We start from the raw sequence: 20,401 nt of genomic DNA, 5'->3' as shown, positions 1-20,401 counted from the left end.
CCTGGTGCGCGGGTCATCACCCAACAGTTTTTGGAGAATTCCCCATGCAGGCTTCGAGCACAGGCGTTTCGCGTACCCGGCAAGTGGTCGCCGCCGTTATCGGCAATGCGCTGGAATGGTATGACTTCATCGTTTACGGCTTTCTGGCGAGCATCATCGCCCGGCAATTTTTTCCCTCCGAAGATGGCTACGCCTCGCTGTTGATGGCGCTGGCGACCTTCGGCGTCGGCTTCTTCATGCGCCCGGTGGGCGGCATCCTGCTCGGCATGTATGCCGACCGCAAGGGCCGCAAAGCGGCGATGCAGATGATCATCCGGCTGATGACCGTGTCCATTGCGCTGATCGCTTTTGCGCCGAACTACGCTGCCATCGGCATGGGCGCGCCGTTGCTGATCGTCGTTGCGCGGATGCTTCAAGGCTTTGCTACCGGCGGTGAATACGCCAGCGCCACGGCGTTTCTGGTGGAGAGCGCGCCGGCCCATCGCAAGGGGCTTTATGGTTCGTGGCAACTGGTCGGGCAATGTCTGGCAGTGTTTGCTGGCGCGGCGATGGTGGCGTTGGTCACCCACCTGTTTACGCCTGAGGCGTTGGACACCTGGGGCTGGCGGATTCCGTTCGTGCTCGGTCTGTTGATCGGCCCGGTCGGCTTGTGGATTCGCAAGCACATGGAGGAGCCGGAAGAATTCCTCGAAGCGCGCAAGCAAGCCAAAGGTGCGGCACCGGGCTTGTGGCAGGTGATCCGCGAACATCGCCGCAGTCTGCTGGTGTCGATGGGGCTGGCGTGCGGGGCCACGGTGTCGTTCTACGTGGTGCTGGTGAACATGCCGACCTTCGCCCACACCAATCTCGGTCTGCCACTGGATCAGGTGTTGCTGGTGCAGATGCTCGCCGTGGCGCTGATGACCGTGGTGATTCCGTTGTCCGGCGCGCTGTCGGATCGCGTGGGGCGGCGGCCCGTGTTGATGGCTTTCACCCTGGCGTTTTTCGTGATGGTCTATCCGCTGTATGTGTGGGTGGCGGCTGCGCCGTCGATCGAGCGTCTGCTGGTGATGCAACTGTTGCTGTGCAGTGCCATTGGCGGCTTCTTCGGCCCGGCCCCGACCGCGCTGGCCGAGCAGTTTCCCATCGAAGTGCGCTCAACCGGCGTCTCGGTGGCCTACAACGTAGCGGTGATGCTGTTCGGTGGATTCGCACCGTTGATCGTCACCTGGCTGAGCAAAGTCTTGAATACGCCGGTAGCGCCAGCCTTCTACGTGTTGTTCGCTTGCCTGCTGACCCTGCTCGGTACTTACTGCTTGCAGGAAGCGCCGCGCGCGAAGAAACCCGTCGCGCTCAATGTGGGAGTGAAACCGTGAGCCCGTTAGCCATCCACCCGATTGTCGCCCTCGATGCCGATGCGCTGTCCCGGGCAATTCATGCGCGCCAGGTGTCGTGTCGCGAAGTGATGCAGGCGTATCTGGCGCACATCGAGCGCTTCAATCCGTCGGTCAATGCGCTGGTGTCGCTGCGTGCTGATGAAGACCTGCTTCGCGAGGCTGATGAATGCGACCGCCAACTGGATCGCGGCCAGTCTCGCGGCTGGATGCACGGCATGCCACAGGCGATCAAGGATCTGGCCGCCACCGCCGGTTTGCGCACCACCATGGGCTCGCCGCTGTTCGCCGAGCAAGTGCCTCAGCATGACGCGATCAGCGTGGCCCGTGTACGCGCGTGCGGCGCGATCATCATCGGCAAGACCAACGTGCCGGAATTCGGCCTCGGTTCGCAGACCTACAACAGTGTGTTCGGCACCACCACCAACGCCTACGACCCGAGCTTGATTGCCGGCGGCAGCAGTGGCGGGGCCGCGGTGGCGCTGGCCCTGCGTTTGCTGCCGGTGGCCGATGGCAGCGACATGATGGGCTCGCTGCGCAACCCGGCGGCGTTCAATAACGTCTTCGGCTTTCGCCCGTCACAGGGCCGCGTGCCCCACGGGCCGGGGCCTGAAGTGTTCGTCCAGCAACTGGCCACCGAAGGCCCGATGGGCCGCAGCGTCACCGACGTCGCGCGGCTGCTGTCGACGCAGGCTGGATACGATCCGCGCGTACCGCTGTCGCTGAAGGATCAGCCGCAGGAGTTTGCCGAAGGGCTGCAAAGGGATTTCACTGGCGTGCGTATCGGCTGGCTCGGCGACTACAACGGCTATCTGCCGATGGACGACGGCGTGCTGAGTCTGAGCGAATCGGCGCTGGCGGATTTCACTGCGCTGGGTTGTCAGGTCGAAGCCTGCCAGCCGGATTTTTCCATGCAGCGCTTGTGGCAGACCTGGCTGACCCATCGGCACTTTCTGGTGCAAGGCAGCCTCGGCGCGGCGTATGCCGACCCGCGCAAACGCGAACTGCTCAAGCCTGAAGCGCACTGGGAAGTGGAGGGTGGATTGCGTCTGAGCGCCGCCGACGTTTATCAGGCATCGGTCGCGCGCAGCGAGTGGTATTGCGCGTTATGCAAACTGTTCGAACGTTACGATTTCCTGCTGCTGCCCACCGCCCAAGTGTTCCCTTTTGATGCACAACAGCCGTGGCCGCGCGTCGTTGGTGGGCGCGCCATGGACACCTATCACCGCTGGATGGAGGTGGTCATCGGCCCGACATTGGCGGGACTGCCGAGCATGAGTGTGCCGGTCGGTTTCAACCCGGCGGGGTTGCCGATGGGCCTGCAAATCATTGGCCCGGCCCAGGCGGATCGTGCGGTTTTGCAACTGGCCTACGCCCACGAACAACTGACCCGCTGGGTCGAACGGTGCCCGCCGCCATGCCTGCAACCGGCCTGAGCGGCTCGTATCTTGCTGCAAAAAGTGATCATCCATTCGTAACCATGGAAGTCGATCCTATGGGCAGCAAGGCAGACACCGGCAGCGTGCGCTCGGTCGAACGGGCGCTGGCGATCGTCGAGTTGCTCGGCGAGCACCAAGCGTTGGGACTGGAGGAGTTGCACTACCTGACGACGCTGCCCAAGGCCACGGTGTCGCGGATGCTCGCGACCTTGCAGGAGCAGGGCTGGATCTACCGCGGCCTCAGCGACCGGCGATATCGCTTGTGCGCCAAGCGCCTGTTCGGTGATCGTCAGCAGCGTTTCAAACGGCATCTGGTGGAGAGTGCGGCGCCGATGTTGCTTGAGTTGAGCGAACGCACCGGGCTGGTCGCGGACTTGTCGTGCTTCGACGGTGAGCGGGTTGAAGTCATGGAAAGTGCGATCCCGCAGGTACTGCGCAAACGCTATCCGAACAACTGCCAGATCGTCGGGCATCACGCCAGCCTGTTTCATTCGGCGATGGGCCGAGCGTGTCTGGGTGAACTCGACAGCCATGAGGTCGAACGCCTCGCCGAACGCGAGCAGTTGAGCGATGAAGGTCTGTTACAGGCCACCGAGTCGGCGTTGCAGCAGGGCTTTGGCCAGCGCACCGAAGGTTACTGGGAATACCCGGTGCGCTTGCCGTTTCTGATTCGTGCGGTGGCGTTGCCGATCCGTGCGCAAGGGCGACTGGTCGGCAGCATGGCATTGCACTGGCCGATGGATCAGGCGCCGGTGGAGCGGGTGTTGAGCCTGCACCTCAATAGTCTGGCGGCGACCATTGGTGATGTGCAGCAAGCATTGGCCTGACAGTCTTTTACGCTCCACGGTTTGCAATACATCCACGGGCGGTTAATGTTCGGCTCAGGTTTATCGACCCCACGAGTCTTCAATGTTCAACCGCTCCCTCTGTAACGCCTTCGCCAGCCTGCTGCTGGCCGCCGCCGCGCTGCCGGCACAGGCCAATTGGTATCTGGACGGCGAGTCATCGCGGCTGTCGTTCGTCAGCACGAAAAACGCCCATGTTTCCGAAGTGCAGCGCTTTCTGGTGCTGCACGGCAAAGTTGACCCTAACGGTCGCGCCGAGGTCGAAGTCGAACTGGACTCGATCAACAGCGGCATCCCGCTGCGCGATGAGCGGATGCGCAAGGAACTGTTCCAGATCGAGCAGTTTTCCGACGCGACCATCACCACTCAGATCGACCTGCGCCCGATCAACGACCTGGCCCCTGGCGCGCAGCTTGAATTGCGCCTGCCGCTGACCGTCAACCTGCACGGCAAGCAGCACGAATACCCGGCCGAACTGCTGGCGACGCGTCTCGATGACCGGCGCTTTCAAGTGGTGACCCTGGAGCCGCTGGTGATCAACGCCGAGGATTTCGATCTCGTCCCGGGGCTGGAAAGCCTGCGCAAACTGGCTGACCTGTCGGCCATCAGTCTGTCGGTGCCGGTGGGTGCGGTGCTGATCTTCACGGCGCGCTGACATGCGCGGCGCGATCTTCCCCTGGCGTGACGGCAATCGCTTTGAGCTGTTGATCGACGGCCCGCAATTTTTCCCGCGCATGCTGGTGGAGATTGCCCGCGCCGAAGAGCAAGTCGAACTGGAGTTGTACCTGGTCGAGGCGGGCGCCTGTGCCGAAGCCGTGGTGCAAGCGCTGGTGCAAGCCGCCGAACGTGGCGTGCGGGTGCGTTGCCTGTTTGATGATTACGGCAGCCTCGCGTTCACCCTCAACCTGCGTCAGCGTCTGACTCACGCCGGGGTTGAATTGCGTTTCTACAATCGCCTGCACTGGCGGCGCTGGCTCGGCAACTTCTATCGTGATCACCGCAAATTGCTGCTGGTCGATCAGCGTCTTGCTGTGGTCGGCGGCACCGGTGTCACCGATGAGTTCTGGACGCCTGAAAAAGAGACCAGCGAATGGCACGAAGTGATGGTGGAAATCACCGGCCCGCTGGTGCTCGACTGGCAGGTGCTGTTCGACCGCCAATGGATCGCCAACCGCCATCGCCGAGCGTGGAAACCGTCGGCGCATGTCGGCCTGCCACGCTTGCCCAAAGTGCCGGACATGGGCGAGGGCATGGGGCGCGTGGCTTACGCCGATGCCCGCCAGCACCGCGACATTCTGCAATCACTGTTTCGTGCCTTGAACAGTGGGCAGAAACGCATCTGGATGGCCACGCCGTACTTCCTGCCCACCTGGAATATCCGCCGCTCCCTGCGCAAAGCCGCCGCTCGCGGTGTCGACGTGCGGCTGCTGTTGACCGGGCCGCGCACCGATCACCCGTCTGTGCGCTACGCCGGGCACCGCTACTACCCGCGCCTGCTCAAGGCCGGGGTGCAGATCTTCGAATACCAGCCGTGTTTCCTGCACCTGAAAATGGTGCTGGTGGATGACTGGGTGAGCATCGGTTCGTGCAACTTCGATCACTGGAATCTGCGTTTCAATCTGGAGGCGAACCTTGAAGCGCTGGACCCGTCGTTGACGGCAGCGGTGGTGGCGAGTTTCGAGAAAGACTTCGGTTTGAGCCAGCGGGTGAGTCTGGAGGAGTGGCGAAAGCGGCCGTTGTGGCGGCGGGTCAAGCAGCGGGTTTGGGGGTGGGTGGATCGGTTGGTGGTCAACATCCTCGATAGACGCGGCTAGCAGCCATGCCCAAAAACCACTGTGGGAGCGAGCCTGCTCGCGAAGTCGGTATGTCAGTCAGCATTGTTTTATCTGAATGACCGCTTTCGCGAGCAGGCTCGCTCCCACAAGTTATTGCGGTGTTCTGATGATTACAGCAGTTCGAAACTCTGCTGCTTCACATCCTGCGAGTCCAGACCGATCTGCACGTTGAACTTGCCAGGCTCTGCCGCGTATTTGAGCTGGGCGTTGTAGAACTTCAGGTCATCCTCGGTGATGGTGAAGTGCACGACTTTCTGTTCGCCGGCCTTGAGCATGATTTTCTGGAAGTTCTTCAGTTCCTTCACCGGGCGGATCATCGAGCCGGTGACGTCCTGAATGTACAACTGCACCACGGTTTCGCCGTCACGTTTGCCGGTGTTCTTCACCATGACACTGGCGTCGAGCTTGCCGGTGGTGTTCAGGGTGGTCGACGACAGCGCCATGTCGTTCAGGCTGAAATCGGTGTAGCTCAGGCCATAGCCGAACGGGAACAGGGGACCTGTAGTGTCATCGAAATACTGCGAGGTGTAGTTGCCCGGTTTGCCCGGCGTGAATGGCCGGCCAATGCTCAGGTGGTTGTAGTAGGTCGGAATCTGGCCCACGGAGCGCGGGAAGGTCACCGGCAGTTTGCCCGACGGGTTGTAGTCGCCGAACAGCACGTCAGCGATGGCGTTGCCGCCTTCGGTGCCGCTGAACCAAGTTTCCAGAATCGCGTCGGCCGACTGGTTCTCTTCGAGAATGGTCAGCGGACGGCCGTTCATCAACACCAGCACCAACGGTTTGCCGGTCGCCTTCAGGGCGCGGATCAACTCGCGCTGTGTTTCCGGGATGTTCAGGTCGGTACGGCTGGAGGACTCGTGGGACATGCCACGGGACTCGCCCACCGCTGCAACGATCACGTCAGCGTCCTTGGCGGCTTTCACCGCTTCGTCGATCAGCACGTTGGCCGGACGCGGATCATCCACCACTTCTGGCGCATCGAAGTTGAGGAAGTTCAGGTAGTCGAGCACCTTCTTGTCGCCGGTGATGTTGGCGCCACGGGCGTAGATCAGGTTCGCCTTGTCGCCGATCACTGCGCTCATGCCATCGAACAGCGTCACCGATTGCGCCGGACGGCCGGCGGCGGCCCAACTGCCCATCATGTCGATTGGCGCTTTGGCCAACGGACCGACCAGTGCGACTTTCGCGGTTTTCTTCAGCGGCAGGGTTTCGTTCTGGTTCTTCAGCAGCACCATGCTGCGGCGTGCCACTTCACGGGCATCGGCGCGGTGCAGACGGTTTTCGGCGTAGGTGTCGGCCGGATCGTCTTCAGCCTTGCCGATGCGCAGGTACGGGTCCTTGAACAGGCCCATGTCGTACTTGGCCGCGAGGACTTCGCGCACGGCGTTGTCGATGTGTTTCTGTTCGATCTCGCCGGACTTGAGCAGCCCCGGCAGCTCTTTGCCGTACAGGGTGTCGTTCATGCTCATGTCGATGCCGGCCTTGATCGCCAGCTTCGCCGCTTCCCGACCGTCGCGGGCAACGCCGTGCTTGATCAGCTCGAAGATCGCGCCGTGGTCGCTGACCGCAAGGCCCTTGAAGCCCCAGTCCCTGCGCAGCAAATCGTTCATCAGCCAAGTGTCGGCGGTGGCCGGGATACCGTTGATCGAGTTCAACGCCACCATCACACCGCCCGCGCCGGCGTCGATCGCCGCGCGGTAGGGTGGCAGGTAGTCCTGGTACATCTTCACCGGGCTCATGTCCACGGTGTTGTAGTCGCGACCGCCCTCGACCGCGCCGTACAGGGCGAAGTGCTTGACGCTGGCCATGATGCTGTCGGCCGCGCTCGGGGTTTCGCCCTGATAGGCCTTGACCATGACTCTGGCGATGCGCGAAGTCAGGTAGGTGTCTTCACCGAAGCCTTCAGAGCTGCGGCCCCAGCGCGGGTCGCGGGAGATGTCGACCATCGGCGCGAAGGTGATGTCGAGGCTGTCGGCGGCGGCTTCTTTGGCAGCAACGCGGCCGGACTGGCCGATGGCGTCCATGTCCCAGCTCGAAGCGAGGGCCAGTGGAATCGGGAATATCGTACGGTGACCGTGGATCACGTCGTACGCGAAAAACATCGGAATCTTCAGGCGGCTGCGCATGGCGGCGTCCTGCATCGGACGGTTTTCCGGGCGGGTGATCGAGTTGAACGTGCCACCGATGTTGCCGGCGGCGATTTCCTTGCGGATCAACTCGCGCGGCATTTCCGGGCCGATGCTGATCAGGCGCAACTGGCCGATCTTCTCGTCGAGGGTCATTTGCTTCATCAGGTTGCTGATGAAGGCGTCCTTGTTTTCCAGGGGTACCGGGGTCTCAGCGGCCAATACTTGATGACTGGCCAGGCTGACGAACAGGCCCAGCAAACACAGCTTCTTCATGAATGTTTTTCTCAAGGGCGCAAACGGCAATGCAATGCCGGCCAGCCAAAATTTAGGGAGCGACTATTGTTGTTCGGGTGCAGGCGCAAAAACGCAGAGCCAAAAAACGACAGCGGACAGTTGGCCGCGTCTGCGCAGGGCCTCTTTTTAGCCCATCGGCCCGTAGCAATCCAGTAGCGCGGCCGATTATGCCCCAAGAGCCGGCCCCGAGTGTTTCGCGGGCGGTTTTTAAAATGAAATGTGCCAGGGAGCATCACTGCCATGAATGTAAGTCCTACCACTCGCTCACGCTTGCAGGTCGCCTCGTTACTGGTGCTGGCGATGTTGCTGACCGCGTGCGGCATCAACAACATCCCGACCCTCGACGAGCAGGCCAAGGCTGCGTGGGGCCAGGTGCAGAACCAGTACCAGCGCCGCGCCGACCTGATTCCCAATCTGGTGGAAACGGTGAAGGGCTATGCCGCCCACGAAAAGGAAACCCTGACCGCGGTGATTGAGGCCCGGGCCAAGGCCACGTCGATCCAGGTCGATGCCAGCACCCTCGACAATCCCGAGAAGCTCAAGCAGTACCAGCAGGCGCAGGATCAGTTGAGCGGCGCGTTGAGTCGCTTGATGGTGGTGTCCGAGCGTTATCCGGACCTGAAGGCCAACCAGAACTTTCTCGCCCTGCAATCGCAGCTTGAAGGTACGGAAAACCGTATCGCCGTGGCGCGGCGCGATTTCATTCTGGCGGTGCAGAAATACAACACCGAGATCCGCACCTTCCCCGGTCGCCTCTGGCACAGCGTGATGTACAGCGACTTGTCGATCCGCGAGACCTTCGAAGCCACTACGCCCGGCGCGGAAAAGGCCCCGGAAGTGAAGTTCTGATCCGAGGTTATCCATGCGTGTGTTGAAGATGGGCCTGGTGCTGATGCTGTGGCTGTTCGCCGTCAGCGCCCGGGCCGAGTTGACATTCCCGGCGCTGAGCGGGCGGGTGGTGGACGAGGCGCAGATGCTCGAGCCCTCGGTGCGTGCGCAACTGAGCCAACAGTTGCAGGCCCACGAGCAGGCCACGGGCGAGCAATTGGTCGTGGTCACACTGCCGGATCTGCAGGGCACCACCATCGAGGATTTTGGCGTACAACTGGGCCGACACTGGGGCATCGGTCAAAAGGACAAAAACAATGGCGCGCTGCTGATCGTCGCCCGGGACGAGCGCAAACTGCGCATCGAAGTCGGTTATGGCCTGGAGGATCGGCTGACCGATGCGCAAACTTCGGTGATCATTCATCAAGTCATCACCCCCTCGTTCAAGGCGGGCAACTTCAGTAAGGGCATCAGCGACGGCGTGGCGGCGATGCTGGTGGTGTTGGGCGGCAATCCGCTGGACGAGCCGTCGACGGTGTATGAATCGAGCGGTGATCCGCAGAGCGATTTCGTTTCCCGGCACCCGGCCTTGTTCGTGTTTCTGGTGATGTTGTTCATCCTGACGGTGTTTGTCTGCCAGATGCTCGGTATCCTTCCCGCCGGCCGTGGCGGCTCCGGTGGATCGGGCGGCGGCTTCGGCGGTGGTGGTGGATTTGGCGGCGGCGGTGGAGGCGGGGGCTTCAGCGGTGGCGGGGGCAGTTTCGGCGGCGGTGGTTCGTCCGGCGGCTGGTGAGCACACAACAATAATGAGCAGGCACTCTTTGACATGGCATTACTGACTGAACACGAACAACGCAAAGTCGCCGAGGCAATCGCCCGGGTCGAGCGCGACACCGACGCCGAACTGGTGACAGTGCTGGCCGCCCGCGCCGACGATTACGCGTACATCCCGTTGCTTTGGGCCAGTTTGCTGGCGCTGGTGGTGCCGGGCGTCGTGCATTACCTGACCGGCTGGCTGACCTTGCGCAGTTTGCTGTTGGTGCAATGGGGCTTGTTCATTGTGCTGTGCCTGCTGTTTCGTCTGCCGAAAATCACCACCCACCTGGTGCCGCGCCGCGTGCGGCACTGGCGCGCCTCGAATCTGGCGCGGCGGCAGTTTCTTGAGCAAAACCTGCATCACACGGTGGGCAGCACCGGCATGCTGATTTTTGTCTGCGAGGCCGAACGCTACGTGGAGATTCTGGTGGACGAGGGGATCTCCAGTCGGCTGGACAATAAAAACTGGGATGCGATTGTCGCGGCGTTTACCGAACAAGTGCGGCAGGGGCACACACTTGAGGGGTTTGTGCAGTGCGTCGAGGCGTGTGGGGAGCTGTTGAAGGTGCATGTACCGGTGACGCAGGTGCGCAATGAGTTGCCGAACCGGTTGGTGGTGTTGGCATGAGGAAAACCCTCACCCCAGCCCTCTCCCAGAGGGAGAGGGGGCTGACCGAGGTGTCCGTCGCTATCCATCGACCTGAAAGATCGCGTCGATTATGGATTCAGATCCGAGGAAAAACCGGGTCTATGATGGATTCACTGCCAAGCAAGAATCGGGTCGATCATGGATTCAGCGCCAGTCTTTCAAGTCGGTAAATTTCTCAAATATCCCCCAATCGGTCCCCTCTACCTCTGGGAGAGGGCTAGGGTGAGGGCCTCATTTAAAACCGTTCGGTAAATAAGAGCGTGTCCCCAACCCCTATGCCCCCTAAAATACCCGCCATTCCCGATTCGCCCCCCGAGGCCGCTTGTTCATGTCCGTTACCGCCCCATCCGCCAAATCGGCGCCAGATCACCACGCCCAGTTCATCGAGCTGCTGCAAACCAGCCTCGAGCAGAACGGTTTCATCAAACTGGTGCTGGCCAAATACGTCGGTGAAGAAACGGATCTGCAGCGGGTCATCATCAAACCGGTGACGGTCAAGGCGCAGCCAAACCTGTCCTTCGTCTATCGCTACAAGACCCGCGACATCACCAAGAATCTGCCACTGGCCGAAGGCGTGGCGATGATTGCCGAGGTGTTGCCGGCCTCGTTCAAAAATGCGCATTTGCTGGCCGTGACTGATGAAGCACAGCTCGAATACAGCAAAAAAGGCAAGAGTTCGCTGTTCAAGAGCAAACCCCAGCAACTGCGCGAAGCGCCGTCCGCCGAACACAACCGCGAAAAAAACCGCTTTCTGGAGTTGAGCCGACCGTTCCTCAAGGATCTGGGCGTGACCAATGCGCAACAAGAGCTGATCCCGGCGATGTCGCGCAAGTGGAAGCAGATCAACAAGTTCATCGAAGTCTTCAGCCATGCCCTGACCTCGTCCCCGCTGGCGCTGGACAAGCCGGTGCGGGTCGCAGATTTCGGTTCGGGCAAGGGTTATCTGACCTTCGCGATTCACGATTACCTGCGCAACACCTTGAAGGCCGAGGGTGAAGTCACCGGCGTCGAATTGCGCGAAGAGATGGTCAACCTGTGCAACGCTGCGGCGGCGAAGCTGGATCATCCGGGGCTGGTGTTCAAGTGCGGTGACGTGCGCAGCGTGGCGCCGAGCGAGCTGGACGTGATGATCGCCCTGCATGCCTGCGACATCGCCACCGATTACGCGATCCACACCGGCATTCGTTCGGGCGCGTCGATCATCATGTGCTCGCCGTGCTGCCACAAACAGATCCGCCTGCAAATCCAGAGCCCGGCGCTGCTCAAGCCGATGCTGCAATACGGTCTGCACCTCGGCCAGCAGGCGGAAATGGTCACCGACAGCTTGCGTGCGCTGTTCCTTGAGGCCTGTGGTTACGAGACCAAGGTGTTCGAGTTCATTTCACTGGACCACACCAACAAGAACAAGATGATTCTGGCGGTGAAACGCGCCGAGCCGGTAGACCCGGCTCAGCTGTTGGTGAAGATTGAGGAATTGAAGGCGTTCTACAACATCAGCGAGCACTGTCTGGAAACCTTGCTGCGCGCGGATGGTTATCTGAGCTGAATCTCACGCAGTGGCAGCCTTTGCTGGCTGCACAGCGGTCTTGCGACCGAGCATGACGGTCGCAATCACCCCGCAAGCAAACACCCAGGTGATCGGCTCCACATGTTCACCAAAGAACAGCGCCGAAAACGCGATGGTGAAGAAGATCTGCAGCAACTGGATCTGACTGACCCGGGCAATGCCACCCATGGCCAGCCCGGCGTACCAGGCGAAGAAGCCGAGAAACTGCGAAAACAGCGCCACATACCCAAACGCCCACCATGCCTTGGCTGACACCGCGCCCTGATGTTGCAGCGCCAAATACAGCACCGGGCCGATCAACAGCGGCGTCGACAGCACCAGCGCCCAACAGATCACCTGCCAGCCGCCCATCTCCTTGGCCAACCGGCCGCCCTCGGCGTAGCCCAGACCTCCCACGGCAATCGCGCCGAGCATCAATAAATCCCCGGCCTGAATGCTGCCGGCCCCGGTAAACAACGCATAACCAAGCACCAGCGCACTGCCCAGCGCGGCGCAGGCCCAGAAGGCTTTTGACGGCCGTTCGTGGGACAACCAAGCGGCATAAAGCGCCACGCACAACGGCTGCAATCCGTTGACCAGCGCACCGTGGGACGCCGGCAACGTCTGCATGGCCCAGGCCGACAACACCGGGAAACCGAGAATCACCCCGGCGATCACCATGCTAAGGCCTTTGACCTGTGCCCACGTCGGCCACTTCTCCCGTCGCCATAACAACAGTAACGCTGCCGGAATCGCCGCGAACAAGGCGCGGCCTAAGCCATTGAGCAAGGGATGCAGTTCCTGCACGACGATGCGGGTGAAGGGCAGGGTAAGGCTGAAAATCACAACCCCGAGCAGGCCGAGGGCCATGCCGGTGTTTTCGCGCGAAGACATGATGAGAACCAGAATCGAAGGTGGCAGGGGATTGCCTTCATCAAGCCATAAACCGGGCCATTCGGGCTGGTACAGCCAGGCGCAGAGTTAGGCGTACAGTTTGCGGGCGCCATCGCGAGCAGGCTCACTCCTACAGTTGAAATGCGTTCCCCTGTAGGAGTGAGCCTGCTCGCGATGAACGATAACTCGGTAGTACCCGGTTATTACCTGACGGCCCGGAATGGGTCTACCTTGAACACTCCCAGGCAATTTCCAGAGGAGTCCGCCCCATGGCCGCGAAAAAGATCCTGATGCTGGTCGGCGATTACGTCGAAGACTACGAAGTGATGGTGCCGTTCCAGGGCCTGCAAATGGTCGGCCACACCGTCCACGCGGTATGCCCGGACAAGGCCGCCGGCAAAACCGTGCGCACCGCCATCCACGACTTTGAAGGCGACCAGACCTACAGCGAAAAACCGGGTCACCTGTTTGCCCTCAATTTTGATTTCGCCAAGGTCCGCGAGGCGGATTACGACGCACTGGTAATTCCGGGTGGTCGTGCGCCGGAATACCTGCGACTGAATGAAAAAGTCCTCGAACTGGTACGCGCCTTCGACAAGGCTGGCAAGCCGATCGCAGCGGTGTGTCACGGCGCGCAGTTGCTGGCGGCGGCGGGGGTTCTCGAAGGGCGCGAATGCAGCGCCTACCCGGCCTGCGCGCCGGAAGTCCGACTGGCGGGCGGCACGTACATCGACATTCCCGTGACCGACGGCCACGTTCAAGGCAATCTGGTCACCGCCCCGGCATGGCCGGCGCATCCGAACTGGCTGGCCGGTTTCCTCGGTTTGCTCGGCACTAAAATCACCCTGTAACGAGGATTCGCCCATGTGCGAGCTCTACGTCAAGGCTGACCCGATTCTCTACGAATCGCGCTCGCGTTCGCTGCGCATCTGCGGGGTGGTGACGACGTTGCGCCTGGAAAACCAGTTTTGGGACATCCTCAGCGAAATCGCCGAAGTCGATGGCATGACCACCAATCAACTGATCGCCAAGCTGTATGAAGAGGTGATGGATTATCGCGGGGAAGTGGTGAACTTTGCGTCGTTCCTGCGGGTAAGTTGTACGCGGTATCTTTCGCAGCGGCGTAGTGCTGCGCCTGAGTTGTCGGTGGTGCGGGCGGTGGTGAAATAGCCGAGACCGGACAGACGCCATCGCCAGCAGGCTGGCTCCCACAGGGAAATGCATTCCAATGTGGGAGCGAGCTTGCTCGCGAAGGGGGCGGTTCAGGCGACAGATGTTCTGGACTGGTCTTTACTCTGAGGCGCGAAACTTCTTAATCGCCAAGGAGAAACGAGCATGTCCGGATGGTACGAAGTCAGTAAAAGCAGCAACGGCCAGTTCAGGTTTGTACTCAAGGCAGCCAACGCCGAAACCATTCTCACCAGTGAGCTCTACACCACTCGCGCGGCAGCCGACGGCGGCATCGCCTCGGTGCAGACCAACAGCCCGCTGGATGAGCGTTACGAGAAGAAAACCACCAAGGACGGTCATCCCTATTTCAATCTCAAAGCCGCCAATCACCAGATCATCGGCAGCAGCGAAGCGTATTCCTCGGATGCAGCGTGCGACAAAGGCATTGCCAGCGTGAAGGCCAACGGTTCGACCAAAACCATCAAGGACAAGACCCTGCCGGTTCTCTAGAAAACACTGAAAACCAAACTGTGCGAGCCGGCTAGCTCCCACATCGGAATACATTCCCCTGTGTGGGCTAGCCGGCTGGCGATGACGTCAGAAGCCTCGCCGCTAAACCTCGACCGGCACCGACAACTTCGGATTTCCCAACGCATGCGTCTTCGCATCAAAAAACCGCAACGCCACCCCAGTCCCTTCAAACACCTTCGCGTAATGCCGCTTCTGATGCTGAATGAACGCTGCACTGCGCGGATAAATCGAGATCGCCACCACCTTCGGTTTCGCCAGGCGCAAGGCCCGCACGATGTGGCTGTCCTGCTCGGCCAAGGCATGGCCGAAGATGCACAGACTGTCGCCATGACCCAATAACTGCTCGTAACAGAACGACAGATAATCCGAGCTGCGAATGGTTCTGAGTTTCTCGGCACTCGGCCCTTCGTTGATGAACAGCGGCACGTCGTCCAGCGTCTTCAGCGTGTTGTTGATCGCGAAGCTGCCGAGCAGCGTGCCTTCGGTCGAGGTCAGTTTGCGCGCGGTGCCATCCTGGTTGCGCACCAGATGCAGACCGCCGTGCAGGTACAGTAAACGCGGTTTTTTCGTGGCGCTTTCGCTCAGGTCGAAACTCGCATTCGGGCCGTTGAACAGATCGTCGATGGCTTCGCTGCGGTGCTGGAGCGCCCAGTAGTTGAGCAAGTCGTAATTGGTGGTGAACACCGTGCGATAGCGCGCCAGTTCTTCATTGAGCGTCGCCAGCGTCGATGCCTGCACCAGTCGCCACGGAATATGGATGGCGTGCACGCTGTTGATCAGCGCTTCCTTGATTGCGTAGTAGCGATTGCGCGGCGCTGCCGAGCTGACGGCCAGTGCCTTGTTGACCCGGCTGGTGGTTTTCAGTGCGCCGAGCACTTGTTCGAAGCTGCGCGTCTGCATCGCGTCGAACACCGCCAGTTCCGATGGGCTCAGGGGTTTGTCTTCCACGGTACGGGCGTTTTCGAACAGCGAGTCATAACCGAAGTCGTCCCACACCGCGCGGCTGGCGCCGTTCCCCACCAGCAAGCCCTTGAAATCGGTCGCGGCGCGCAGGCTGCTCCAGTCTTCGAGGGTGGCGTCGACATCCAGAAAATCGCTCATTGCTTGGCACATCTCAAAACATAGGGGCTGATGGGCGGCGACTTTATCACGAGCGGGCATTGAGCCAGATCAACATACGCCGTGACCGATCGGTCGATGCTGTGTGTACCCGTCGGATCGCAGCTGTCGATTTGGCCCCAGTCAGGAGAGACACAATGAGCAGCACCTTTTTCATTCCGGCGGTCAACATCATGGGCAGCGGCTGCCTCGACGAAGCCATGGTCGCGATCCGCAACTACGGCTTTCGCAAGGCACTGATCGTCACCGATGCGGGGCTGGCCAAGGCCGGCGTGGCGACCATGGTCGCCGAGAAACTGGCCATGCAGGACATCGACTCGGTGATCTTCGATGGCGCCAAACCGAACCCGAGCATCGCCAACGTCGAGTCCGGCCTGGGGCTGCTCAAGGAAAGTCGCTGTGATTTCGTGGTGTCGCTGGGCGGCGGTTCGCCCCATGACTGCGCCAAGGGTATTGCGCTGTGCGCGACCAACGGCGGGCAGATTCGGGATTACGAAGGCGTCGATCAATCAACCAAGCCGCAACTGCCGCTGATCGCGATCAACACCACCGCCGGCACCGCCAGCGAGATGACCCGGTTCTGCATCATCACCGATGAATCGCGCCACGTAAAAATGGCCATCGTCGACCGTAACGTTACGCCGCTGTTGTCGGTCAACGACCCGGCACTGATGGTCGCCATGCCGAAAAGCCTGACCGCCGCCACCGGCATGGACGCACTGACCCACGCCATCGAAGCCTATGTATCGACTGCCGCCAACCCGATCACCGACGCCTGTGCGCTGAAGGCGATGATCCTGATCAGCAACAACCTTCGCCTGGCTGTGCGCGACGGCAGCGACCTCGCGGCGCGGGAGAACATGGCCTACGCGCAGTTCCTTGCCGGCATGGCGTTCAACAATGCGTCCCTTGGCTACGTGCACGCGATGGCGCATCAGTTGGGCGGGTTCTACGACTTGCCCCACGGCGTGTGCAACGCCGTATTGCTGCCACATGTGCAGACGTTCAATGCGTTGGTGTGTGCCGATCGCCTGACCGATGTGGCCCACGCGATGGGCGCAGATGTTCATGGTTTCAGTCCGGAAGAGGGCGCCCAAGCGGCGATCAATGCGATCCGTAGCCTGGCCAAAGATGTCGAGATTCCCGGCGGTTTGCGTGAGCTCGGCGCCAAACTCACCGATATCCCGATGCTCGCCGCCAATGCCCTCAAAGACGCCTGCGGTCTGACCAACCCGCGTGTGGCGGATCAGCGGCAGATCGAAGAGATTTTCCGCAACGCGTTTTGAGAGCAGCGTTTGCGGGAAAGATTTCGATGACCGGGCCGGCCCTTTCGCGGGCAAGCCCGCTCCCACAGTGTCCGCGGTGACATACAAATGCTGTGTCTAATGCCGCTCCCTGTGGGAGCGGGCTTGCCCGCGAAAACTGGCTTCCAGGCACTACAAATCCCCCGAGTTCTCACATCACCCGACAACCGCCACATTTCTCCCAAACACCCCACTCAATCAACACCACCTTCACCAGCGGCACGGACCTGATTCTGACGGTGTCGTCGGCAGGGCCTGCGGGACATTGATCAGCGGCGCATGAACGCGTTCTACCACTTGCTGGGTGGGAGTCGACGGGTATGGAAGACACGCAAAACCTGTAAACAGCCCTGACGCACCCTGTACGGAATCAAATAGGGGCGATCAGGAAGAGCCCATTCTCGTGTTCCGGCTAAGCGCCCCTTTCGTCCAGAGGCAGGAAACCGGGCGAGGTGATCAACGCTGGCAAGAATGGCCTGAACAAACTCTGAGGCAGCCTTCGGATTTTCAATCGCAATGTAGGAAGCTTCGTCATCGAGATTCTTTAATGCAGTTTTCAGCCACTCAACGCGCATTGGCATCCCATTTTTCGGCGATGGCCCTGACTTCATCAGCAGAAGCGAAATCACCGGCGTCGGCTTCCTTCAGCGCTTGTTGAATTTCTTCTATCTGCCAAGCCTCGCGCGTCAGGTATTCGCGCAATGCATCCACTGCCAGGTAAGACTTGCTACGGCCAGTGGCTTTGGCGAGGTTGGCGAGGGTGTCTGCAATTTCATCGGGGATACGTAGAGACATGACGGACATGGCGAACTCGATGTAGTGGTTTGTATTACACAACACTACAGTGTCGTGCGTAGCAACGGCTAGCTCCATTTGTCTATCTGAACCGCTGAGAGTGATGGCCATTTAGCATTTGCTCGGTTGAAACAGTTTGTTGAGAAGGGGATAGTGCGCGGCTGAAAAGTCATCAAGGAGCGGGACGTGACAGTGAAGTCTGGATTGATCGGGTGTGTGGCGCTGTGCGCAGGGTTGATGGCGGGGCAGGTGTTTGCCGAGTGCACGCCGGCGACGGTAACTGCGGAGGATGTGTCTGTCTGCAAGGACTGGCCGGCTTACCCAGGGCTGACCCTCAGCGCCAAGACGCGGTTTGTGCGTGGCACCGCTGACGCGCTCGGTGCTCATGATCTGGACTTGTCTGTTCTGAAGGATGGTCAACCGAATCCGGTTGCCGCTTATCAGCAGGCCGCTGCCTTCGTAATGGATGGCGTCCACTTGCAAGAAATGACACTCGACACTGCGCGCTACAAACTCACCCCCGACCTTCGAGCCTTTGGAGTACGCGCACGACTCACTAATGGTTCGCGCCTCAATCCCAGAGATGAAAGCCAACTGACGCTCTACGTGATGGAGGGCGAAAAGTTGCGTCCGGTCCTGCGTCAGTTGTTGGTTTATGAGTATGGCGGCGAGTGGGATGACAACTGCGCTGGCGAGCGTTTCGAGATTTCAAGAACCGTCGAAATTGCTAAAACAAGCTCCCACGGTTACGCAGACTTGATCGTTAAAACCCAGCAAACAGACACGACAAGTGTGGGGGATGCGGACGCTTGTGATGATAAATCCAACGTCTACCAACCGGTTTTGACAACCTTGCACTACGACGGAAAAACTTACGTTTTGCCACCCGGTTTCAAAGGTCTCTGACTGATCTGCCAAACACGACTTATATCAAGGAAGAACCATGCTCAGCCCAACCAGACTCCTTATCGCCCTCGGTTTTCTGGCCATCGCTGCCCAGGCCCAGGCCGCCTGCACCACCAAGACCTTCGACGGCCAATCACTGTCACGCTGCATCGTCTGGCCAGCCTTCCCGGCGCAGGCGATTGCGGTCAAATCCACGTACCTGGCCGACCCCGGCGACGACGAGGCCGGGGTGTTCGATCTGGATCTGGCGCTCGTCAATGCCAGCAACGCCAACCCCATCGCCAGTTACCGTAAACCGGGCGCCTACAACTCCGATGCCGTGCGGTTTGACGATCTTCGCGTCGACACGGGCCGCTACCGACTGGCGTCGGACGTGCGGGCTTTTGGCCTGCGTTCGAAGTTCACCCACAGTTCCCACGCCATTCCCTACGAGAAAACCGATCTGGCGCTGTATGTTCGCGAAGGCGATAAGCTGCGCCCGGTGCTGGAAGGGTTGGTGATCTACAAGAACAACGGTGAGTTCATGAATGACTGCGAAGGCTACATGAAGAAAATTCGCCGGACAGTCGACATCGGCACCACGAGTCACAACGGTCTCGCCGATTTGATCATCACCACCAGCGGCAGCAAGATGAAAAACACTCAGTCGGGAAAACAGTGCGTTTCGAAAGATACCGTGCTGAAAAAGACCCAAATCACCCTGACCTACGACGGCCAGCAATACACCGTCCCCGAAGACCTGCGAGGCTACTGATCCGATGCTCACCGGCCTCAACCACCTGACCCTCGCCGTCAGCGATCTCAACCGCAGCCTCGGGTTCTATCGCGATGTGTTGGGTCTGCGCGTCGAAGCCACGTGGGACGCTGGCGCCTATCTGTCGTTGCCGGGGCTGTGGTTGTGCCTGTCGTTCGATTCGCAGCTCACGGCCGAGCCGTGCGCCGACTACACCCATTACGCCTTCAGCCTCGGTGAGGCGGATTTCCCGCTGTTCGTAGAACAGCTAAAAGCGGCCAGCGTGCGGGAATGGCGGGACAACCGCAGCGAAGGTGCGTCGTTCTACTTTCTCGACCCCGACGGCCACAAGCTCGAAGCCCACGTCGGCGATCTCGCCTCGCGGCTGGCGGCGTGTCGGCTGAAACCGTATGCCGGCATGCGTTTTTACGACGAGCCGTGAACTCGCTCAATCGGCTGATATAGACTGGCCGCCACGTATTCTGGCGCTTGCAGGTTTTCCATGACTCCATCGTTGCTAATGGCCGTGCTGGCCTCGGGTTTCATTTACGGCATCACTCCCGGGCCGGGCGTGCTGGTGGTGTTCGGCATTGGCGCAGCGCATGGGCGACGGGCCGGTGCGGGGTTTCTTTGCGGGCATCTGCTTGGCGATGTGGTCTGGTGCAGCACCGCGTTGATCGCGATTGTTGGCGCACGGGAAATCGGCAGCACCGCGTTTGATGTACTCGGCGTGCTCAGCGGCTTGTACCTGTTCTGGCTCGGCTGGCGTGCGGTGCGTGCGCAACGTCGCAGCGACGATGAACCGCAGGGCGCAGCGCGCAATCCGTTCTGGCACGGCATCCTGTTCGGGCTGACCAATCCGAAGGCCTACCCGGTCGCGGTGGCGACCTTTACCGCGCTGTTGTCGAGCCGCGCCGAACTGCTCAACTGGTCGATGCTGCCGGCGCTGATCGCCCTGAGTTTCCTCGGCGGATTAATTGCCTACGCGATTCTCATCGGCGTGGTCGGCGCGCAGCGGGTACGCACGATCTATCAGCGGCACGAACTGCTCATCACGCGGTTGTGTGGCGTGATGTTCATCGGGTTCGCCATCAATGCGCTGATGCATGCGCTGCCAGGATTGCTGCCGAACAAGGCTTGATTTTCGCGACTCGGGTTTCACCGTTCGTCGCGCAGGCGGCAATTTTTCTAAACC

General features: G+C 60.5%; 22 protein-coding genes. 17 read left to right on the top strand and 5 right to left on the bottom strand.

Going from position 1 to position 20,401, the window contains the following annotated elements; all coding sequences use genetic code 11:
- Positions 1-44 precede the first annotated feature (44 nt).
- The 5 genes from ACIOVB_RS07010 (at position 45) to ACIOVB_RS06990 (ending at position 5,471) form a co-directional block, all read left to right on the top strand.
- Positions 45-1,355: a citrate-proton symporter gene (locus ACIOVB_RS07010; protein ID WP_401266132.1), complete on the top strand. Its 1,311-nt coding sequence runs from the start codon at positions 45-47 to the stop codon at positions 1,353-1,355.
- On the top strand, positions 1,352-2,809 hold the full coding sequence (locus ACIOVB_RS07005; protein ID WP_401266130.1) for an amidase: 1,458 nt from the start codon (positions 1,352-1,354) through the stop codon (positions 2,807-2,809). Before ACIOVB_RS07010 ends, ACIOVB_RS07005 begins: the two co-directional genes overlap by 4 nt.
- Positions 2,810-2,868: 59 nt before the next feature.
- Positions 2,869-3,639, top strand: coding sequence for an IclR family transcriptional regulator (locus tag ACIOVB_RS07000; protein WP_401266191.1), 771 nt, complete (start codon positions 2,869-2,871; stop codon positions 3,637-3,639).
- Between the two features lie 82 nt (positions 3,640-3,721).
- Complete coding sequence (locus ACIOVB_RS06995; RefSeq protein WP_401266129.1) at positions 3,722-4,312, top strand: YceI family protein; 591 nt, start codon at positions 3,722-3,724, stop codon at positions 4,310-4,312.
- A 1-nt stretch (position 4,313) separates the two neighbouring features.
- The gene (locus ACIOVB_RS06990; RefSeq protein WP_401266127.1) at positions 4,314-5,471 is read left to right on the top strand and encodes a phosphatidylserine/phosphatidylglycerophosphate/cardiolipin synthase family protein; all 1,158 of its coding nucleotides are present in this window, start codon (positions 4,314-4,316) and stop codon (positions 5,469-5,471) included.
- A gap of 131 nt (positions 5,472-5,602) precedes the next feature.
- On the opposite strand, the gene bglX is transcribed toward ACIOVB_RS06990, so the two are convergent.
- Entirely contained in the window at positions 5,603-7,894 is a 2,292-nt protein-coding gene (gene bglX, locus ACIOVB_RS06985) for a beta-glucosidase BglX (protein ID WP_401266124.1), read from the bottom strand.
- A gap of 261 nt (positions 7,895-8,155) precedes the next feature.
- Here bglX and ACIOVB_RS06980 point away from each other — a divergent pair, with 261 nt between their 5' ends.
- From ACIOVB_RS06980 to ACIOVB_RS06965, 4 genes are all read left to right on the top strand, one after another.
- The gene (locus ACIOVB_RS06980; protein WP_187681176.1) at positions 8,156-8,764 is read left to right on the top strand and encodes a LemA family protein; all 609 of its coding nucleotides are present in this window, start codon (positions 8,156-8,158) and stop codon (positions 8,762-8,764) included.
- Positions 8,765-8,777: 13 nt separating this feature from the next.
- Positions 8,778-9,536 carry a TPM domain-containing protein gene (locus ACIOVB_RS06975; RefSeq protein WP_401266122.1) on the top strand — a complete coding sequence of 253 codons (759 nt, stop codon included), beginning with the start codon at positions 8,778-8,780 and terminating at the stop codon, positions 9,534-9,536.
- Positions 9,537-9,569: 33 nt separating this feature from the next.
- Entirely contained in the window at positions 9,570-10,187 is a 618-nt protein-coding gene (locus ACIOVB_RS06970) for a TPM domain-containing protein (protein WP_187681377.1), read from the top strand.
- A 349-nt stretch (positions 10,188-10,536) separates the two neighbouring features.
- Positions 10,537-11,754, top strand: coding sequence for an SAM-dependent methyltransferase (locus tag ACIOVB_RS06965; protein WP_187680115.1), 1,218 nt, complete (start codon positions 10,537-10,539; stop codon positions 11,752-11,754).
- A gap of 3 nt (positions 11,755-11,757) precedes the next feature.
- On the opposite strand, the gene ACIOVB_RS06960 is transcribed toward ACIOVB_RS06965, so the two are convergent.
- Positions 11,758-12,648: a DMT family transporter gene (locus tag ACIOVB_RS06960; protein WP_401266119.1), complete on the bottom strand. Its 891-nt coding sequence runs from the start codon at positions 12,646-12,648 to the stop codon at positions 11,758-11,760.
- A 269-nt stretch (positions 12,649-12,917) separates the two neighbouring features.
- Between ACIOVB_RS06960 and ACIOVB_RS06955 the strand changes: the two genes are divergently transcribed.
- The 3 genes from ACIOVB_RS06955 to ACIOVB_RS06945 all read left to right on the top strand — a co-directional run bounded on the left by ACIOVB_RS06955 (position 12,918) and on the right by ACIOVB_RS06945 (position 14,328).
- On the top strand, positions 12,918-13,499 hold the full coding sequence (locus tag ACIOVB_RS06955) for a DJ-1/PfpI family protein (RefSeq protein ID WP_401266117.1): 582 nt from the start codon (positions 12,918-12,920) through the stop codon (positions 13,497-13,499).
- Between the two features lie 13 nt (positions 13,500-13,512).
- Positions 13,513-13,818 carry a ribbon-helix-helix domain-containing protein gene (locus tag ACIOVB_RS06950; RefSeq protein WP_187680118.1) on the top strand — a complete coding sequence of 102 codons (306 nt, stop codon included), beginning with the start codon at positions 13,513-13,515 and terminating at the stop codon, positions 13,816-13,818.
- Positions 13,819-13,983: 165 nt separating this feature from the next.
- Positions 13,984-14,328 carry a YegP family protein gene (locus ACIOVB_RS06945; RefSeq protein WP_401266114.1) on the top strand — a complete coding sequence of 115 codons (345 nt, stop codon included), beginning with the start codon at positions 13,984-13,986 and terminating at the stop codon, positions 14,326-14,328.
- A 102-nt stretch (positions 14,329-14,430) separates the two neighbouring features.
- On the opposite strand, the gene ACIOVB_RS06940 is transcribed toward ACIOVB_RS06945, so the two are convergent.
- The gene (locus ACIOVB_RS06940) at positions 14,431-15,450 is read right to left on the bottom strand and encodes a DUF4917 family protein (RefSeq protein ID WP_401266112.1); all 1,020 of its coding nucleotides are present in this window, start codon (positions 15,448-15,450) and stop codon (positions 14,431-14,433) included.
- A gap of 155 nt (positions 15,451-15,605) precedes the next feature.
- Here ACIOVB_RS06940 and yiaY point away from each other — a divergent pair, with 155 nt between their 5' ends.
- Complete coding sequence (gene yiaY, locus ACIOVB_RS06935; RefSeq protein ID WP_401266110.1) at positions 15,606-16,754, top strand: L-threonine dehydrogenase; 1,149 nt, start codon at positions 15,606-15,608, stop codon at positions 16,752-16,754.
- Positions 16,755-17,062: 308 nt separating this feature from the next.
- On the opposite strand, the gene ACIOVB_RS06930 is transcribed toward yiaY, so the two are convergent.
- Both ACIOVB_RS06930 and ACIOVB_RS06925 read right to left on the bottom strand, forming a co-directional pair.
- The gene (locus tag ACIOVB_RS06930) at positions 17,063-17,347 is read right to left on the bottom strand and encodes a type II toxin-antitoxin system RelE/ParE family toxin (protein ID WP_401266107.1); all 285 of its coding nucleotides are present in this window, start codon (positions 17,345-17,347) and stop codon (positions 17,063-17,065) included.
- On the bottom strand, positions 17,337-17,576 hold the full coding sequence (locus tag ACIOVB_RS06925; RefSeq protein ID WP_401266189.1) for a CopG family ribbon-helix-helix protein: 240 nt from the start codon (positions 17,574-17,576) through the stop codon (positions 17,337-17,339). The genes ACIOVB_RS06930 and ACIOVB_RS06925 overlap by 11 nt, the downstream gene beginning before the upstream one ends.
- A 177-nt stretch (positions 17,577-17,753) precedes the next feature.
- On the opposite strand from ACIOVB_RS06925, the gene ACIOVB_RS06920 reads away from it, so the two are divergent.
- From ACIOVB_RS06920 to ACIOVB_RS06905, 4 genes are read left to right on the top strand one after another with little or no spacing between them, the layout of a single operon-like run.
- Positions 17,754-18,473 (top strand): hypothetical protein, encoded by a 720-nt coding sequence (locus tag ACIOVB_RS06920; RefSeq protein ID WP_401266105.1) that lies wholly within the window; start codon positions 17,754-17,756, stop codon positions 18,471-18,473.
- Positions 18,474-18,510: 37 nt separating this feature from the next.
- Positions 18,511-19,227: a hypothetical protein gene (locus ACIOVB_RS06915; protein WP_401266103.1), complete on the top strand. Its 717-nt coding sequence runs from the start codon at positions 18,511-18,513 to the stop codon at positions 19,225-19,227.
- Between the two features lie 4 nt (positions 19,228-19,231).
- Complete coding sequence (gene fos, locus ACIOVB_RS06910; protein ID WP_401266100.1) at positions 19,232-19,648, top strand: fosfomycin resistance glutathione transferase; 417 nt, start codon at positions 19,232-19,234, stop codon at positions 19,646-19,648.
- Positions 19,649-19,708: 60 nt separating this feature from the next.
- Positions 19,709-20,347: a LysE family translocator gene (locus ACIOVB_RS06905; protein WP_401266098.1), complete on the top strand. Its 639-nt coding sequence runs from the start codon at positions 19,709-19,711 to the stop codon at positions 20,345-20,347.
- Positions 20,348-20,401 lie beyond the last annotated feature (54 nt).

The organism is Pseudomonas sp. NPDC087639 (assembly GCF_044743385.1).
In the GTDB taxonomy this organism is placed as follows: Bacteria; Pseudomonadota; Gammaproteobacteria; order Pseudomonadales; family Pseudomonadaceae; genus Aquipseudomonas.
The sequence above is the reverse complement of the archived record's forward strand: the minus strand, read 5'-3'. Positions and strand labels throughout refer to the sequence as shown.

Bases quoted from the DNA above. Each gene is read 5' to 3' on its own strand.
- ACIOVB_RS07010 (WP_401266132.1), top strand. From the start codon at position 45: ATGCAGGCTTCGAGCACAGGCGTTTCGCGTACCCGGCAAGTGGTCGCC.
- bglX (WP_401266124.1), bottom strand. From the start codon at position 7,894: ATGAAGAAGCTGTGTTTGCTGGGCCTGTTCGTCAGCCTGGCCAGTCAT.
- yiaY (WP_401266110.1), top strand. From the start codon at position 15,606: ATGAGCAGCACCTTTTTCATTCCGGCGGTCAACATCATGGGCAGCGGC.
- ACIOVB_RS06955 (WP_401266117.1), top strand. From the start codon at position 12,918: ATGGCCGCGAAAAAGATCCTGATGCTGGTCGGCGATTACGTCGAAGAC.
- ACIOVB_RS06960 (WP_401266119.1), bottom strand. From the start codon at position 12,648: ATGTCTTCGCGCGAAAACACCGGCATGGCCCTCGGCCTGCTCGGGGTT.
- ACIOVB_RS06905 (WP_401266098.1), top strand. From the start codon at position 19,709: ATGACTCCATCGTTGCTAATGGCCGTGCTGGCCTCGGGTTTCATTTAC.
- fos (WP_401266100.1), top strand. From the start codon at position 19,232: ATGCTCACCGGCCTCAACCACCTGACCCTCGCCGTCAGCGATCTCAAC.
- ACIOVB_RS06925 (WP_401266189.1), bottom strand. From the start codon at position 17,576: ATGTCCGTCATGTCTCTACGTATCCCCGATGAAATTGCAGACACCCTC.
- ACIOVB_RS06940 (WP_401266112.1), bottom strand. From the start codon at position 15,450: ATGAGCGATTTTCTGGATGTCGACGCCACCCTCGAAGACTGGAGCAGC.
- ACIOVB_RS07000 (WP_401266191.1), top strand. From the start codon at position 2,869: ATGGGCAGCAAGGCAGACACCGGCAGCGTGCGCTCGGTCGAACGGGCG.
- ACIOVB_RS06965 (WP_187680115.1), top strand. From the start codon at position 10,537: ATGTCCGTTACCGCCCCATCCGCCAAATCGGCGCCAGATCACCACGCC.
- ACIOVB_RS06975 (WP_401266122.1), top strand. From the start codon at position 8,778: ATGCGTGTGTTGAAGATGGGCCTGGTGCTGATGCTGTGGCTGTTCGCC.
- ACIOVB_RS06980 (WP_187681176.1), top strand. From the start codon at position 8,156: ATGAATGTAAGTCCTACCACTCGCTCACGCTTGCAGGTCGCCTCGTTA.
- ACIOVB_RS06970 (WP_187681377.1), top strand. From the start codon at position 9,570: ATGGCATTACTGACTGAACACGAACAACGCAAAGTCGCCGAGGCAATC.
- ACIOVB_RS06950 (WP_187680118.1), top strand. From the start codon at position 13,513: ATGTGCGAGCTCTACGTCAAGGCTGACCCGATTCTCTACGAATCGCGC.
- ACIOVB_RS06915 (WP_401266103.1), top strand. From the start codon at position 18,511: ATGCTCAGCCCAACCAGACTCCTTATCGCCCTCGGTTTTCTGGCCATC.
- ACIOVB_RS06990 (WP_401266127.1), top strand. From the start codon at position 4,314: ATGCGCGGCGCGATCTTCCCCTGGCGTGACGGCAATCGCTTTGAGCTG.
- ACIOVB_RS06930 (WP_401266107.1), bottom strand. From the start codon at position 17,347: ATGCGCGTTGAGTGGCTGAAAACTGCATTAAAGAATCTCGATGACGAA.
- ACIOVB_RS06945 (WP_401266114.1), top strand. From the start codon at position 13,984: ATGTCCGGATGGTACGAAGTCAGTAAAAGCAGCAACGGCCAGTTCAGG.
- ACIOVB_RS06995 (WP_401266129.1), top strand. From the start codon at position 3,722: ATGTTCAACCGCTCCCTCTGTAACGCCTTCGCCAGCCTGCTGCTGGCC.